The following is a 14,532-nucleotide window of genomic DNA, read 5'->3' as shown; positions in this document are numbered from 1 at the left end:
GTTGAGGCTGCACGGGGTAGAGGGCGAGGGTTTGGGCGGGCAGGGGCGATCGACGTTCCATCTCAGCGCGTCCCATAGATTTCGGTTCACTCCTAGCCGTCCAAAAGCGTCATGGTGACGCTTTTTTTATTGTCCGAAACGCCTATACTTTGCGTTTTTTTGCATACGGGGCTGGCAACGGCTGCACACCCCAGTCTTATTGTCGCGGCGCAGTTTGCGTGGATTGACGCAGCGCAATGGGGGCGATCGCGTGTACGCTGGAACTGTCCGCCCATGTCCACTCTGTCTGTATTCGCGTCCTCATGCCTGAAGCCATTGCCCTGAGTGCAGGACAGCGAAATGCGATCGCCTTGCTGCTGTCCGGCAAAACTCATAAACAGGTCGCCGCCGAGATCGGCGTGTCCACAAAGACAATCCAGCGCTGGAAATGCGCCCAAGCCTTTCAGCTTGAGATGAAACGGCGCAAGGAACTGGGCGATCGCGCTGATGAGCACATCGAGATCAGGGAAGCGGCGATCGCCCAAAGCATCCCAGAACTCGATGAGTGGACAGAACAACTAGACGAACATGTGGAGTGGCTTTCAAAAGCTGCCAAAACCATCAAGGTAACGGGCTTCAACGCCATTGTTAAGGCATCTAACAGAATCCGCGACCTTCCTTCTGAGGCATTCAAGCCAGCCGATGCGATCGCCCTTGGCAAGTGGGGTGCGGAACTGGTCAAGGCTGCGTGCGATATTGAAGCGGAGCTGTTAGGACTTGGAGAGTTGGCGGAGCGCGTAAGTGGCATTCAAGAAGAGTAGTACGCGATCGCTCTTGGTTGAACTTGGGCGAGAGCGAATGCGCCGCCACATTGCTCGACGGCTGCCAGAGGTGCGGGCACAAGAGGGCGATCGCATCGACATCGACGCACTGATCAGCCTGCACCTGGCAAGCTGGGCTAAGCCATTGATGCAGCCCTCCCGCTACAAGTGTCTATGGGGCGGGAGGGGATCTGGGAAGTCGTACGCCGCTGCTGACGCATTACTGCTCACCGGCATTCAGCGAAAAATCCGGGTGCTATGTGCCCGCGAGTTTCAGGTGTCGATCAAAGACTCGGTACACCACCTACTGAGGGAGCGAATTGATGCGCTGGGACTGGGATCACGGTATTGGGTGCAGCGCGATCGCATCCTGGGCACTAACGGCAGCGAGTTCATTTTCAAGGGCGTTCGCCATAACGTTCAATCCATCAAATCGACTAGCGCCCTAACTCACTGCTGGATTGAGGAAGCGCAAACAATTAGCGCCGAATCTTGGCAGATTCTTATCCCCACAATTAGAGAACCAAACTCCGAAATTTGGGTGACGTTCAACCCGCTGAATGAGACGGATGTGGTCTATCAAGAACTGGTAGTCAAAGGGCGCGATCGCGCTTACGTCCAAAAAGTCAATTGGGATCGGAACCCCTGGTTTCCAGCAGTCCTCGACGAAGAGCGCCGCGCCATGCAGCGCACGGATCAAGCTGCCTATCAGCACGTCTGGGAGGGCGGTTTTTGGGAGCAGTCCGACGCGCAGATTCTGCACGGTAAATGGGTCGTTGACGAGTTCGAGCCTCAGGAGCATTGGGGCGGGCCGTACTATGGGGCTGACTTCGGATTCGCTCAAGATCCGTCTACCCTGGTGCGCTGCTGGTTCGACGGGGACGCGGCGCACGGCTCCGGGACGCTGTACGTTGAGCATGAGAGCTGGGCGATCGCCCTCGAACTCGACGACATGCCCGCCCGGTGGAAAGCGGATGTCCCAGAGTGCGATCGCCATCCTGTGAAAGCTGACAACTCACGTCCTGAGTCGATCGCCTACCTCAGGCGGCATGGAATCGACTACTGTGAGCCGTGCCGAAAGTGGCCGGGCAGCGTCGAAGACGGAATTGCATTCTTGCGGAGCCTGAACAAGATCGTGATTCACCCCCGCTGCACCAAGACCGCAGAGGAGGCGCGGCTGTGGCGGTACAAGACCGATCGCTATACAGGCGAAGTGCTGCCAGCGGTGCAGCCGGGACAAGACCACCTGATGGACGCGATCCGCTATGGGTGCGCCCCACTAATTGAGGCTAGAAACACAGGCTGGTTGGGGGTTGTCTAGGGGCGATCGCTATGAACGTTGAACAAAATTCGCCGCATTCTCCAACCTCGCGGGCGATCGCCTTGGTGGGAACGCTGCCAGAGAAGCGCGATCGCCCCCTAAATGGCTTACGACTACAGCGACCTAGCACAAAGCAAGCAACTGGTGATTGACCTCACCGGAATCACTACCCCGCTCAAAGCCGTACTGATTGAGCAGAACTTAGCCGACTCAGCAGGGCAGGGCGCACTGGGCACGACTTACCGCCCCTACTATGTGGCAGCCAGGCAGCTCCAGCGCAACCGCCCCGACCAGACGATCGAAGCGGCGGACGGCGCGAAGTTCACGAACCTTACGACAATGATCCAGTCGCTGCTAGAGGAGCAGCTTGCCTACGACCTGGCGAACGATCTGGTCGTGCCAGAGGGCTATGGCGCGCAGGACGCGCTGAATAAATTGTGTGGCTGCAAAAACGACAGCCTGTACACGCCGACGATGGCGATCCTAGTGGGCTAATGGTTGCAGAGTTTCGAGACGATGGGGCATTGCTTGATGCGTACTCCAGTCTGGGCAACAATTACACCGGGCTGGGCACTGGGCGCGATCGCCTCTCCCACACTGGAATCAACCTCGCCACCCAGCGGCTAGAAAAGCGCGAACTCGAATCGCTCTACCGCAGTTCCCGGCTGATTGAAAAAGCTGTGTCGCTGCTGCCTGCTGACTCTGCGAAAAAGTGGGGGCAGTGGAAAGCTGATGGCAATGAGCAGTTGCTTGAGGGTGAGTGCGATCGCCTCAAAATCCGCTCTGCCTTTGTCGAAGCGGGCACCCTTGGGCGGCTCTATGGCGACGGCTATATCGTGCTGGGCATTGATGATGGACTTCCGTTTGAGGAGCCTGTAGACATCAATGCGATCCGCTCGGTGCGCTTTGCCCGCTGCCTGAGTCGCTACAACCTGCAACCCGACGGCACGACCGGGATCTACAGCGATCCGACCTACTACCTATTCACCCAAACCCGCCAGCAGAAGGACGGGCACGAGCTACCCAGGCGCATCCACGGTAGCCGGGTGCTGCGGTTCTGGGGAAAATGGCTGCCAGAGGAGCTGCTAGCCGAAACCGGGGGCTATCACGATAGCGTGATTCAGGCATTGTTCGATGCACTCAATCGGTATGAGAGTGCGATCGCCGCCAGCGCGGCCATGACGCAGGATTACAATGTGTTCAGCTATAAGCTCAAGGGACTGTCCCAGCTTGTAGCTCAGGGCAACACCGAAGCCCTGCTCAAGCGATTCACCTCGATCCAGATGGGCATGAGTACCATCAAGGGATTGATGATGGACGCTGAGAACGAAGATGCCAGCTTTATCAGTCGCAACTTTGCCGGGGTGCGCGACATTATCCGGGAGTTGCAGGATGCGTTTATCGCTGCTGCTGAGATGCCCCGCTCGAAGCTGTTCAGCGGCTCATTGTCGGGCGCATTCTCTGAATCGGGGCAGAGCGATCGCTACGAGTGGGCAGACTGCATCAACTCCTACCAAGTCGATTGCTGGCAGGACAATTTATTGCTGGCAGGGCGCTATCTATTAGCTCAGCGAGAGGGCGGAATCGGGCGCTATCCCGACGATCTGGGTTTTACCTGGACATCGACCCTGCAGCAGACCCAGCTTGAGATCGCCCAGCTTGCCGACCTCAACGCCAAAACCGACGTGGCATATATGGGCGCTGGGGTGCTGATGCCTGCCGAGGTGAGAAACAGCCGCTTTGGGCAGTCGGAGTACGGGCAGCAGATCAACCTGGAAGGAGAGCTTCCGCTTGTGCCAGTGGAGCAGGTGCGAGAGGATGCGATCGCCCGTCTCATTCCCAAACAGGCATACTACCAGGCAGCAGGATACAGAGCCGACGGCTTTGCCGAACAGCTTGAGCTAGAGTTTGAAGAGGACACCCGCACTAGGGCAGATGCAACAGATTGGTGAAGTGTTGATTGAGATTGGTTGGGCGTTGACACTGGGAGGCTTTACGGCGCTGCTGTTGAGTGCGATCGCCTTCATCCTGGTGTGGGCGCATGAACACCGATGACCTCAAGGTAGTACGCGAGTACGAGAGCCTGCTGGATCGACTGGGTAAAGGGGCGATCGCCGATCTGGACGCAGCGCTTAACATTTCCTATCGGGCGATGGAAACCCAGTTACTCGATCGCCTTCAGGTACTGCAACAGTCTGGGGGCGATATCCTGGGGGCGCAACGGGCTGCGGTGCTGGTCAATGATCTGGCGGCGGTGATGCAGCTCGTCAACCCTGAGAATGCGGGCGAATATGAGCGGGCATTGGAGCGGGTGCTGAGTGAGGCGGGGGTGGAGGGCGATCGCCTCGCTGCTGAGCTATTGCAAGCGGTGCGCCCTGAGTCTGCCATGCGTCCCTTCGCGGGCATTCCGCTCGATGTCGTTGCCCAGCGATCCAAAGAATCGGTGCAGCGCTTGCGGAATCACTCAGAGGAGTTCCGACAGCGGGCTAGTGCGGTTGTCTCACAGTCGCTAATTCAAGGATGGGGTTCAACACGAACGGCGGGCATCCTGCGGCGGGAGCTGGGCATCACTAAAGGTAAGGCAGAGGCGATCGCCCGTACTGAAATCATGAGCGCGTTCAACTGGGGCGCAATGGTTCGCTACGTCAACGCCGGGATTGAGTTTGTGCAATGGGTCATCACGCCTGCTGAAAGCCTGTGCAGAGTCTGCGCTGCGCGGAACATGCGGGTTTATCGGATCAGGGATGCGATCGTGCCGGCTCACCCGTTTTGCCGATGCATGGTAATCCCTTGGGGCATGCAATGGCAAGGGCTAGGGCTGACTGACGATGAATTCGCCCGCGACTACCGGCAGCAGGTCATGGTCGAGCTGGTAGCCGACGGCAAAGTGCCTGACTATGGCGCAACGCCGTTTGAGCGGGCAGCAGGATTGGAGAGAGCGCCGGAGGCGGTATGGGTTCCTTGAACCGCTGCTGTTTCTGCTCCTTCAGCGTCCACTTGATACAATCGAATCAGCGATCGCCCTCGCCTCAAAAGCGACACGCTGACGCTTTCACCCACACATGACTCACCCCGGCTCCGGTCGGGGGTTTTTTATTGCGTCGGGAACGCTCACCAGAGCGAGTTTCCTGGCTTATGAGCTTTCGATTTGATTCAGCGCCGATCGCCAATTGGGAAGAACTGCCAGACGGCAGACTGCGGATCATGGCGACGATCAGCCGCGTCGGGGATCTGACCTACCGCCAGGCGGATGGGAGCGATCGCACTGAAACCCTAACTGCTGACGAGCTATTCGCCCCCACTTGGCTGGATTCGATCGCCACCGCACCTGTCACCCTGCGACATCCGCCCGAACCCGTCACCCCTGCCAACTTCAAAAAATACGCTGTCGGCATGAGTGGCAGCAAAGTGATTGCCCGTCAAGATGCTGGCTTAGTTGACGTGCTGTTCACCGTGGCGGATTCCGAGGCGATCGCCGCCATCAAAGACGGCACAGCCCGCGAAGTTTCAGCAGGCTACAGCGTTCGCATTGAGAAAGGCGACGACGGCAAGCTTTACCAAAAAGACCGCTACGGCAACCATCTAGCGATCGTCCCTAAGGGGCGGGCTGGCGAATCGGTGCGCCTGCATTTCGACGCAGCCGACGACGACGTGCTGTTTCAGGTTGACCAGGACATTCACCGAGGCAGCGGGCGCACCGAGAGCCGATATGACGCGGCGTGGACAGCGAACAAGCGCGATCGCCTCAAGCGCGGAGAAATCAAGGGCGGGTTTGCGGGCCCGAAAAACTCCTATCCGATCGCCTCACGCGACGACGTGGGCGACGCATGGGGACTGGCGGGGCAAACGGGCACCGGGAACCCTGACAGCATCCGACGCAAGATTATTCAAATTGCCAAGCGGCACGGCTGGACTGATGGACTGCCCGACACCGCACGCCAATGGGCAGACGACAACCGTATCCGAATTGATGGAGGCAGCAACGTGACCCAAATCCTGATTGGTAAGCGCATTTTTAACGTGGATGGCGAGGATGCTAGCGCCTTGAGCGAGGCGATCGCCCTCCTCTCTCAGTCTGAAGAAACCGCTAAAGCTGAACTGAGTGCAGCCAAGACCGAGCTAGAGCAAGTCAAGTCTGAAACCGCAGCCGAAAAGGCGCGGGCGGACGCTGCCGAGGGCAAGGCAACCGGGTTGCAAACGCGACTGGATGAGGCGCAGTCGGTGCGGATGGACGAGGAGGCGATCGCCTCTGCCATCCAAGAGCGCATGGACGTTTGGGCACTGGTGCTGCCCACTTTCCGCCGCGACGACTCCAGCTTCCAGCCTGACTACAAGCGCGATGCAGCCGAGGTCAGAAAGGATTACCTGGTCAAGATTAAGCCGGAATTGCGCGATCGCCTCGACTCTGCCACCCCTGAATTCATCTCTGGGCTGTGGGAAGCGCTGAAGCCCGCACCGGAGCAAGCCCGCGTCGATAGCACGAGTGAACTGGCAGGCGTGATCGACATCGTGACCCGCAATGACATGGGGGGTTACGGCAAGGGCAAAGAGAATCCCATGACAGCGCGGCGCAAGAGCCGAGCAATGCCCGGTACGCCCGCGATGACTCGCTGACCCCTGACCCCTGACCCCTAACCCCTCTCCAACGATGCCGATTCAAACCACTTACCCGTTTTCCCATGATGTTGCCCTCGCAGGGCAGCCCTATGGCATGGGCTTACACGAAAAAATCACCGCCTTTAGCAACGCCGTCGCCCACTTTGGGCGCGGGCTTGTGTTTAACGACGCAGTTGGCGCGAACAGTCGCCCCCGTGTTGGCTATGCAGCAGCGGCGATCGCCAACCTTAGCAACTTCTTGGGCGTTGCCCAGTACACCCATAAGCAGGTCACGGGCGACACGCCCGGACTAACGACGCTCGTCAGCCCGCAGGTCGCAACCTACGCCATTGGTGACGACATCACCGTAGTCACAAAAGGAAAGATTTGGGTCGTCGCCGAGACGGCCGTTGACTTGGATGACCCAGTACACATCACGTTCAACACAACCACTGGCAGCGGTCGAATCCTGGGCGCATTCCGCAACGCCTCGGTTGCATCTGAAACCACCGACCTGAGCGCGATCGCCCGCTGGGCATATCGCACAACCGCCGCCGGAATCGCCGTGCTTGAGCTGCGTCCTTAGCCTCGCGTCCTGCGTGGTGCTTCCTGAATTTCTCCTGAATTTCGTCCTTTGGAGTCCCTGAAATGCCGTCCACTTTGTTTATCCGCGATCAGCTTGAATACGTGCAGCAGCAGGTAGTAGAGCAGGATTTCCCAGAGAAGCTGATGGCGGCTGGGACAATCCTTAATATCAGTACCGAGATTCCACGAGGAGCTGAAACCTACGCCTATCGAATCCTGACGCTTTTGGGCGAGGCTGCGGTTCTTGCCAATGGGGCTGACGACATCCCCTTGGTCAACGCATACGCCGAGAAGCGCTCTGGCTTTGTGCGGACGTTCGTTAATGGCTATGAGTACACCGTCGAGGATATGGAGTCGGCCGAGTTTGCCGGAATGAGCCTAGATGCTCAGATGGCGATCGCCGCTCGTGAGGTACTTGAAACCAAGTACGACCTGACGGGCTACGATGGCGACTCAAACTTTAACCTGCTGGGGATGATCAACCATCCCAACGTGCCCAGCTACACCATCCCCAACGACGGCACAGGTACAACGACGACCTGGAGTACAAAAACCCCAGAACAGGTCTATCGGGATTTGCGAAACTTTGCATCTGCCACCCGAATCGCGACCAATGGCGTTGAAAACCCACAGGTGATCATCCTGCCGATCGCCCAATTCGATCTCATTGCTGGCACGCCCTATCCCGCCGCCGATGCCAGTGATACGATTCTGAGCTTCTTTTTGAAGACTCAGCGAATGACTCCGCAGGGCGTGCAGACCGTGCTGCCCGTGGCATACCTGGCAGGCAAGGGCGCAGGCGGAACCGATCTGATGATCAGCTACACCAAGCGCCAAGACAAGGTAAAGCTGCACATGCCTCTCGACTTCACGATGGAGCCTGTGCAGGTTCGCAACTTCAGCTATCGCGTCCCCTGCCGGATGCGCTCTGGCGGCGTGCAGGTTAACAAGCCCCTTTCGCTCCGCTACGCTAGCGGGATCTAAGCCCATGCCCGCAATCCGCTACAACCAGCCTAACTCTTTCACGATCGACTACGTGGCAGCGTCGGGGGCGATCGCCCGCCTCACCCTCATCGGTGGGGTAAATTTGGGCGTGACCGACGAGCAGTGGAGGGCGATCGCTCTCCATCCAGTCGTTAAAGCGCTGCTGCAAGACGGCACGATCGAGCCGCTGATCTCCGCGCCCGAAAGCGAGGGAGAGCTGGCAGGCTTCAACGTGATCGAGGACAAGAGGACGGGTCAGCCGATGCCGATTGTCGAGGCAGTCCAGAGCGGTATCGCACCTGCGCGAAATGAGGCGATCGCCCCTCCAGGCGAAGATTCTCCCTCGCTGTCTAGGGGCATCGCAAACCCCAGTCTCGACGCTGAACCAGTTAAGAAAATCCGTCGAAAAACCTGATGCAGAGCCTGAACCCATTCGCCCGATTCGCGCTGATTGCCACCGCACTGGCGGGGGTGTTTTTAATTGTGCGGGCGATCGCAAAAAATCCGCCCTGCGATTCCAGTTATCCCGAATGCAGTTGCGCCGAGGGAGAGGCGCAACTGATGCAAGCCTGCATCGGACAAGCCAACCACACGATAGGCGTAGCCAGTCGATGACAAAAACGCTAACGCTTCAGATTTTGCAAGACACCTGGCTTAAGCAAGCGCCGCGCCAATCTTCCGAGCTGCACAGCAGCGCAAGGCTTTTCATCGAAAAGGGTAAGTCCCTATCGATCACCGGGTACGGCTCTGGGCCGGAAAGTGCAGGCGACGACGTGACCGTCCATGTGCTGGTGCAGCTATCCACACCGCTATCCAGCAAGAGAGCTTGGTACGCCTATCAGCGCCATGTGGCGGTGATGGACGGCGATGCGCTGCTGTTTCCTGCGCCAGAGGTGGATGAGGGGACAGGCGATCGCGCTCTATCAAAAACCCCGAACTATACGGGTAAACGGTTAAGGCTGCCCAGCGGAGCAACAGTCTACACTGATCAGCCCATTGTCGCGGGCGGCTCATTTTCCTGGGGTGAGGCGACTCACGGGGGGACTCGCTCGGTTCAGAAGGCTGCACACGAGCAAAATATTATCCGGCTGGCGATCGCCCTCCAAAAAGCCCGCAACGAGATCGGCAAACCGTTCCGGGTCACGTCCTGGTATCGCCCGGAGCCGTTTAACTCCAACGCAGGCGGCGCAAAGTTCAGCCAGCATTTGGGCGGGGGTGCGGTCGATATTGCGGTTGAGGGCTTCAGCGGAGCGCAGCTTGCTAATCGGCTGGTGCAATGGTGGCCGGGGGGCTTGGGCATCTATCCCGGCAATCGTCGCCATATCTTGCACCTCGATATCGGCGGAAAACGTAAGTGGGGATTCTGATGCTCGAACGACGTGACTAGCGGGGGGTTCGGGGGGCTATAAGTCCCGCGCTGTAACTGTACTCCGTTCAGCGTCGGGATACATGGACACCCCGCGTCGATTGAGGGGATGAAGCTCGCATCCTTGTCCGTCCATCTATTCCGATCTTGAGGAGAACTTGGTGGCAGGGGGGGGTACAGTCGAAGTGCGATCGCCGAAGCCGAGGCGGGCGCAAGGGAGGTAGAGCGTGGACGAACTGCTGAAGAGGATTGAGGTGCTAGAGCAGGCGCTCGAACTGGAGCGATCGCTCAATGCTGAACAGCAGCAGGCGATCGCCCAGCACATCCGCCAAAACAGGCGCAGTATCGACACGATTGGCGCGGCGCTGTTGGGGTTTGCAGGCTTCTCACTGGTGATTATCCTGGCTGGGCTGCGCCTGGAGTGGCAGGGTGGCTCATTCGCTCTGCCTGAGACGTTTTTGGAATGGGCGCTGGGGGCATCCGGGGCAAGCATGATCGCTACTCAGTTACTCGATAGGCTAAAGAGCTGATGGCTACTCCATTCCCCGTAAACGCCTATCTCACATTCCAGGTTCCGGTCTCGCCGCTTGACACCGACGACCTTGGCAATGCGATCGCCACCACTGAACCGCTTGAGGTGCAGTGCTATCTCAGGGCGAGTAAGTCGAGTGCGATCGCCCGTGACCCGGCGGGCAGCAGCGACAACCGGATCACGATGGAGGGGCGCATCGCTGAGCCTGACGCGCTGCCATCGTCCATCATTCCAGGGGCGCGGGCGCAAATCGTCATCGTCGATCCAGGCGGCGTTGTGCCCAATCAGGAAGGCGAGTTTTTCCTGGAAGGCAGCACGCCCAGCGCATTCGGCATCACGCCCGCACTCGGCGCACCGATCAAGGGCTACTTTGTTGCCCGCTCTACTTGGGGGAATCAAGCGTGACCATCAAGATTGAGATCAAGGATTTAGGAACGGGCGATCGCCTGGCTGAGCTGCTGCAAAAAACAGAGAACCTTCGCCCTGCACTGACCAGAGCCGGGGCATACATGGAGCGCAAAACCAAGCAAAACTTTGCGGCGCAACGCGACCCCGACGGGGCTGCATGGGCAGGGCTGCGACCTTCAACACTCAAGCGTAAGCGGACGCGGGCAATCCTGCGAGAAACTGGGGCGCTGGCTGGCAGTATTGCCGCACAGCCTGCAACGAATGAGAGCGTGGCGATCGCCTCCGAGGGCGTGGATTACGGCATCTATCACCAGACGGGCACAAGCCGGATGGCACAGCGGCGATTCCTAGGCTTTGGCTCTGATGACGCGCCGAAGATTCGCCAGATTATTGAGGAGCATTTGGGGCTGTGAAACCTGAAATTGAGCAGAGCATCATCAATCGCCTGTCCCCACTGCGATCGGTCAGTGTAGCGGTGCGGGCTGTGCCGAATCGTCCTGCTGAGCTGGGCGAGATAACAGGCAACGGCGAGGTGCTGCTGATGTGTCGCCTTGGGCGAGCAGAGCCGCCGAGTACGCTTGGACAATATAATCAGCGCGTCCTTGACGAGTGGATGCTGCAAATCACCCTGCGCGAGTTTCGAGGGGAGCGGGGTGTACAGGATTTTGTGGAGGCGATCGCCCGCTTGTTGATTGGCTACAGACCCGACGGCGCGGGCAAAATGTACCTCTCAAATTACGAGATGCAAGGACTAGATCCCCGTGGCAACTGGCGGGTGGACATGACCTTTATCGCGCCGCGCCTGATTGTTGAGCATGGGGACGAGGAAGGGGCGATCGCGCTTCTGAGGCGGGCGATCTTTGAAACCGAGGTCTACGAAACGATAGTAGAGCCGGATCTGGTCGTGGAGTAAAATAGCGGCTAGAGGGATTATTAAACTCAGTCGCCCTCCAACAATAGCTGGGAACGCTAAGCCAGCGCTAAACCCCGACCCTAATGGCTAAATATTTTTACACTGGCCCGCTGTCGGCTGTGACCCTGCCGAGCGGGCCGGAGGAAACCCCGAAAACGGTTCTGCTCCACCCCAATACGACGGTGGAGCTGCCTGCCGACTGGGACTATACCAAGACTCTGCTGGAGTTCAAGATTCTGTCGCCCGTTGCAGAACCTGCATCAGCGCCCAAATCCACGCCGCGAAAAGAGAAGGAGGGCGCATAGATGGCAGCTAATTTTCTGCATGGTGTCGAGACGATCGTTATCAACGACGGGCCGCGGGTGATCCGTGAGGTGAAGTCGGCTGTAATTGGGCTGATTGGAACGGCTCCGCTGTACAAGGTGGCTCCGGCAGATCAGACGATCAACACGCCGCAACTTATCCTTGGCGACGATCGCCAGGCGATTCAGTTTTTTGGCGATCGCGCTACTGGCTTCACAATCCCGCAGGCGCTGGATGCCTTGCTGGATCACGGTGCAGGCGTGGTGGTGGTGGTCAACGTGTTCGATCCTGCGGTTCATAAGACCACTGCACAGGCGATCGCCTACACGCTCCCAACCACCGGGGCAATGCAAGACAAGGTGCAGTTGCGAAAAGTGACGGGCACGGCTCCGAGTCAAACCATCGTTGCTGGTACGACTGCCGAAGGGCTGACGGGTACATTCACGGTCACCAACGCTGCTGGCACGACAACCTATGTGGCGACGACCGATTACACGATCGACGTGGTGACGGGGCTGCTGACCCGTGTCGTAGATGGAGCGATCACCAGCGGGCAAGAGCTGCGAGTGACCTACACCTACGCCGATCCTTCGCTGATTGACGCAGACGACATCGTGGGCACGGTGACGGTCGGGGGGCAGCGCACCGGACTAAAAGCGATGCAGGATGTGTACTCGCTGCTGGGTTTCACGCCCAAGATTCTGATTTGCCCCGGCTTTAGCGAAGTGCCAGCGGTTCAGGCTGAGATGCTGGTGCAAGCTGAAAACGTGCGGGCGATGGCGTTGATTGACGCGCCGGTTGGGGCTACCTACACGCAGGCGATCGCCGGTCGAGCAGGCACAGCCCCAGTCAACGTGTTCGGCACGAGCAGCCGCCGCGCCATTTTGTTATTCAACCGACCCAAAGCCCGCGACTCGATCACCAATAGCGACGTGCTTGAGCCTTACAGCCAACGGTTTGCGGGCGTGATGGCGAAAACCGATCGCGATTTTGGCTACTGGTGGAGTCCGTCTAACAAAGAGATTCTGGGTATCACTGGGGTTGAAACCAAATTGACCGCAGCCGTTAACGACCCAGACACCCAAACCAACCTGTTAAACGAAAACGGGATCGTCACCATCTTCAACGCTTTCGGAACGGGCTTGAGAACGTGGGGCAACCGTTCGGCGGCGTGGCCGTCGGATACGTCAGCGCTGAACTTTATCAACATTCAGCGCACGACCGACATTCTGCACGAGTCGATCGAATACTCAATGCTGCAATTTTTGGATCAGCCGATTAGCGCAGCCGTACTAGATGCGATCGTCGAGTCGGTGAATGGGTTTATTCGCCAGCTCATCTTGCGGGGGGCACTGGTTCCCGGTTCACGCTGCTTCTATGAACCGGCACGCAACCCAGCGTTGCAACTGGCAAATGGACAGGCAGTGTTCAACCTTGACATCATGCCGCCGCCGCCGTTGGAGCGGATCACGTTTGAGAGCCGGGTAAATATCAACCTGCTCCAGAATGTGAACGCCGCGCTGCAACCTCTAGGACTGTAGGAGACTAACAAAAATGGCGCTGACTTCTAATGTTTTTGAGGATGCAGTTTGCTGGATCAACGGTCGGAGCCTGGCGGGGCACGTCCGCGAGATTGAACTGCCGACCGTGACGTGGATGACCGTCGAACATGAGGCGCTGGGCATGTTTGGCACGCCGGAGTATCCGGTACGGATTGAGCCACTGGAATGCACGATCACCTGGGCGGATTTTTACGAGACGCTGGCGATCGCCGCCGCCAACCCGTTCACCGACGTAAAGCTACAGGTGCGGGGCAACATTGCGGAGTATGGTGCAACGGGTAAGCTGGGCGATCGCCTGATGACCGTAGATATGTCTGGCAGATTCTTAGAAAACTCGCTGGGCAACCTGTCGCCAGGGGAGCCGGGAGAGTATGAAAGCATGTTCAAGGTCACCTACATTAAGCAGCAGTACAACGGTTCCGAGATCTTGGAACTGGATGTGAATATCCCGCTTTATCGGGTGGCCGGGCAAGACCAGCTTGCAAACTTCCGCCGTAACCTAGGGGTCTCATGAGTAAGAACGCAGATTTGGCGATCGCCCCTGAGATCGCTCCCACCGAGCCAGAAATCAAAACCGTGATCGTTCTGCCGTCTGGCGGTGTTGCCGCCGAACTGCCGCTATCAGGGCGCGACTACTGGGAGTTTCTGCAACTGGCATCCAAAGGCGCAGACTCTGCAAGCCAATGGCTACTGCTCAACGCCTTCACGCTTGATGGGCAACCCCTAACGATTGACCAGCTAGAGGATGGGCTGGATTTTGAGGACGTGCTGATCCTCAACGCGGAAGTCACTAAGCTGTTCTCTCCTGACGTTGAGGCGGGTGAGTCTATCACTCTGGCGGATGGGCGATCGGTGAATCGTCGCAAGCTGTTAGGGCGCAAGTTCTTCGAGTTTCAGCGGCGGGCTAGTGAGAAGAGCGGGGTGCTTGGTGCAACACGCTGGGTCATGACTCAGATGTTTGAGATTGACGGGGAGCCATTAACCGAGGCGCAGCTGCTGGAGAGTCCACCGGAAGGGCTGGGGTTTAGGGCGATCGCCCAGCTCAACCAGATCCTCAATGCGCTTTTCACGGCTGCCCCAGCTCTCAAGAAATAATCGGCATCAGCCGAGAGACGGGGTGGGGCATTGGAGAGCTAAAGGCGCTGACGGTTGAGGAGCTGGC

Annotated in this window: 19 protein-coding genes; all 19 read left to right on the top strand. The window is 58.4% G+C overall.

All coding sequences use genetic code 11. The features are described 5' to 3' along the window. Window positions 1-236 precede the first annotated feature (236 nt). The 19 genes from IGS51_RS16700 to IGS51_RS16610 all read left to right on the top strand — a co-directional run bounded on the left by IGS51_RS16700 (window position 237) and on the right by IGS51_RS16610 (window position 14,465). The gene (locus IGS51_RS16700) at window positions 237-800 is read left to right on the top strand and encodes a helix-turn-helix domain-containing protein (protein WP_297079952.1); all 564 of its coding nucleotides are present in this window, start codon (window positions 237-239) and stop codon (window positions 798-800) included. Continuing rightward, the gene (locus IGS51_RS16695; protein WP_297079951.1) at window positions 781-2,121 is read left to right on the top strand and encodes a PBSX family phage terminase large subunit; all 1,341 of its coding nucleotides are present in this window, start codon (window positions 781-783) and stop codon (window positions 2,119-2,121) included. The genes IGS51_RS16700 and IGS51_RS16695 overlap by 20 nt, the downstream gene beginning before the upstream one ends. Window positions 2,122-2,223: 102 nt before the next feature. Continuing rightward, window positions 2,224-2,616, top strand: a complete 393-nt coding sequence (locus IGS51_RS16690) for a hypothetical protein (protein ID WP_297079950.1) — start codon at window positions 2,224-2,226, stop codon at window positions 2,614-2,616. Further along, on the top strand, window positions 2,559-4,073 hold the full coding sequence (locus IGS51_RS16685) for a phage portal protein (protein WP_297079949.1): 1,515 nt from the start codon (window positions 2,559-2,561) through the stop codon (window positions 4,071-4,073). The genes IGS51_RS16690 and IGS51_RS16685 overlap by 58 nt, the downstream gene beginning before the upstream one ends. An 89-nt stretch (window positions 4,074-4,162) precedes the next feature. Then, window positions 4,163-5,086: a phage minor head protein gene (locus tag IGS51_RS16680; RefSeq protein WP_297079948.1), complete on the top strand. Its 924-nt coding sequence runs from the start codon at window positions 4,163-4,165 to the stop codon at window positions 5,084-5,086. 170 nt (window positions 5,087-5,256) lie between these two features. Then, a complete protein-coding gene (locus IGS51_RS16675; RefSeq protein WP_297079947.1) occupies window positions 5,257-6,735 on the top strand; it encodes a DUF2213 domain-containing protein in 1,479 nt (492 codons plus the stop codon). Between the two features lie 34 nt (window positions 6,736-6,769). After that, on the top strand, window positions 6,770-7,303 hold the full coding sequence (locus IGS51_RS16670; protein WP_297079946.1) for a hypothetical protein: 534 nt from the start codon (window positions 6,770-6,772) through the stop codon (window positions 7,301-7,303). A 62-nt stretch (window positions 7,304-7,365) separates the two neighbouring features. Further along, window positions 7,366-8,286 (top strand): major capsid family protein, encoded by a 921-nt coding sequence (locus tag IGS51_RS16665; protein WP_297079945.1) that lies wholly within the window; start codon window positions 7,366-7,368, stop codon window positions 8,284-8,286. Window positions 8,287-8,290: 4 nt separating this feature from the next. Then, window positions 8,291-8,701 (top strand): hypothetical protein, encoded by a 411-nt coding sequence (locus IGS51_RS16660; protein ID WP_297079944.1) that lies wholly within the window; start codon window positions 8,291-8,293, stop codon window positions 8,699-8,701. Continuing rightward, entirely contained in the window at window positions 8,701-8,901 is a 201-nt protein-coding gene (locus IGS51_RS16655; protein WP_297079943.1) for a hypothetical protein, read from the top strand. The genes IGS51_RS16660 and IGS51_RS16655 overlap by 1 nt, the downstream gene beginning before the upstream one ends. After that, the gene (locus IGS51_RS16650) at window positions 8,898-9,653 is read left to right on the top strand and encodes a D-Ala-D-Ala carboxypeptidase family metallohydrolase (RefSeq protein ID WP_297079942.1); all 756 of its coding nucleotides are present in this window, start codon (window positions 8,898-8,900) and stop codon (window positions 9,651-9,653) included. The genes IGS51_RS16655 and IGS51_RS16650 overlap by 4 nt, the downstream gene beginning before the upstream one ends. Before the next feature lie 226 nt (window positions 9,654-9,879). Continuing rightward, window positions 9,880-10,182, top strand: a complete 303-nt coding sequence (locus IGS51_RS16645; protein ID WP_297079941.1) for a hypothetical protein — start codon at window positions 9,880-9,882, stop codon at window positions 10,180-10,182. After that, window positions 10,182-10,589: a hypothetical protein gene (locus IGS51_RS16640; protein ID WP_297079940.1), complete on the top strand. Its 408-nt coding sequence runs from the start codon at window positions 10,182-10,184 to the stop codon at window positions 10,587-10,589. The genes IGS51_RS16645 and IGS51_RS16640 overlap by 1 nt, the downstream gene beginning before the upstream one ends. Then, on the top strand, window positions 10,586-11,005 hold the full coding sequence (locus IGS51_RS16635) for a phage virion morphogenesis protein (RefSeq protein WP_297079939.1): 420 nt from the start codon (window positions 10,586-10,588) through the stop codon (window positions 11,003-11,005). Before IGS51_RS16640 ends, IGS51_RS16635 begins: the two co-directional genes overlap by 4 nt. Beyond that, window positions 11,002-11,505: a Gp37 family protein gene (locus tag IGS51_RS16630; RefSeq protein ID WP_297079938.1), complete on the top strand. Its 504-nt coding sequence runs from the start codon at window positions 11,002-11,004 to the stop codon at window positions 11,503-11,505. Before IGS51_RS16635 ends, IGS51_RS16630 begins: the two co-directional genes overlap by 4 nt. 83 nt (window positions 11,506-11,588) lie before the next feature. Further along, window positions 11,589-11,810 (top strand): hypothetical protein, encoded by a 222-nt coding sequence (locus tag IGS51_RS16625; RefSeq protein ID WP_297079937.1) that lies wholly within the window; start codon window positions 11,589-11,591, stop codon window positions 11,808-11,810. Then, window positions 11,811-13,349, top strand: coding sequence for a phage tail sheath subtilisin-like domain-containing protein (locus IGS51_RS16620; protein ID WP_297079936.1), 1,539 nt, complete (start codon window positions 11,811-11,813; stop codon window positions 13,347-13,349). Between the two features lie 13 nt (window positions 13,350-13,362). Then, window positions 13,363-13,884 (top strand): phage major tail tube protein, encoded by a 522-nt coding sequence (locus tag IGS51_RS16615; protein WP_297079935.1) that lies wholly within the window; start codon window positions 13,363-13,365, stop codon window positions 13,882-13,884. After that, window positions 13,881-14,465, top strand: a complete 585-nt coding sequence (locus tag IGS51_RS16610; protein WP_297079934.1) for a hypothetical protein — start codon at window positions 13,881-13,883, stop codon at window positions 14,463-14,465. The genes IGS51_RS16615 and IGS51_RS16610 overlap by 4 nt, the downstream gene beginning before the upstream one ends. Window positions 14,466-14,532 lie beyond the last annotated feature (67 nt).

Source organism: Thermoleptolyngbya sp. M55_K2018_002 (genome assembly GCF_015295965.1).
GTDB lineage: Bacteria > Cyanobacteriota > Cyanobacteriia > Elainellales > Elainellaceae > Thermoleptolyngbya > Thermoleptolyngbya sichuanensis.
Note: the sequence above shows the minus strand (reverse complement) of the source record. Positions and strands in the feature narration are given on the sequence as shown.

Excerpts from the sequence above, each read along its gene's own strand:
- IGS51_RS16700 (WP_297079952.1), top strand. The coding sequence starts at position 237 with ATGGGGGCGATCGCGTGTACGCTGGAACTGTCCGCCCATGTCCACTCT.
- IGS51_RS16690 (WP_297079950.1), top strand. The coding sequence starts at position 2,224 with ATGGCTTACGACTACAGCGACCTAGCACAAAGCAAGCAACTGGTGATT.
- IGS51_RS16680 (WP_297079948.1), top strand. The coding sequence starts at position 4,163 with ATGAACACCGATGACCTCAAGGTAGTACGCGAGTACGAGAGCCTGCTG.
- IGS51_RS16675 (WP_297079947.1), top strand. The coding sequence starts at position 5,257 with ATGAGCTTTCGATTTGATTCAGCGCCGATCGCCAATTGGGAAGAACTG.
- IGS51_RS16670 (WP_297079946.1), top strand. The coding sequence starts at position 6,770 with ATGCCGATTCAAACCACTTACCCGTTTTCCCATGATGTTGCCCTCGCA.
- IGS51_RS16665 (WP_297079945.1), top strand. The coding sequence starts at position 7,366 with ATGCCGTCCACTTTGTTTATCCGCGATCAGCTTGAATACGTGCAGCAG.
- IGS51_RS16660 (WP_297079944.1), top strand. The coding sequence starts at position 8,291 with ATGCCCGCAATCCGCTACAACCAGCCTAACTCTTTCACGATCGACTAC.
- IGS51_RS16655 (WP_297079943.1), top strand. The coding sequence starts at position 8,701 with ATGCAGAGCCTGAACCCATTCGCCCGATTCGCGCTGATTGCCACCGCA.
- IGS51_RS16650 (WP_297079942.1), top strand. The coding sequence starts at position 8,898 with ATGACAAAAACGCTAACGCTTCAGATTTTGCAAGACACCTGGCTTAAG.
- IGS51_RS16640 (WP_297079940.1), top strand. The coding sequence starts at position 10,182 with ATGGCTACTCCATTCCCCGTAAACGCCTATCTCACATTCCAGGTTCCG.
- IGS51_RS16625 (WP_297079937.1), top strand. The coding sequence starts at position 11,589 with ATGGCTAAATATTTTTACACTGGCCCGCTGTCGGCTGTGACCCTGCCG.
- IGS51_RS16620 (WP_297079936.1), top strand. The coding sequence starts at position 11,811 with ATGGCAGCTAATTTTCTGCATGGTGTCGAGACGATCGTTATCAACGAC.
- IGS51_RS16615 (WP_297079935.1), top strand. The coding sequence starts at position 13,363 with ATGGCGCTGACTTCTAATGTTTTTGAGGATGCAGTTTGCTGGATCAAC.
- IGS51_RS16610 (WP_297079934.1), top strand. The coding sequence starts at position 13,881 with ATGAGTAAGAACGCAGATTTGGCGATCGCCCCTGAGATCGCTCCCACC.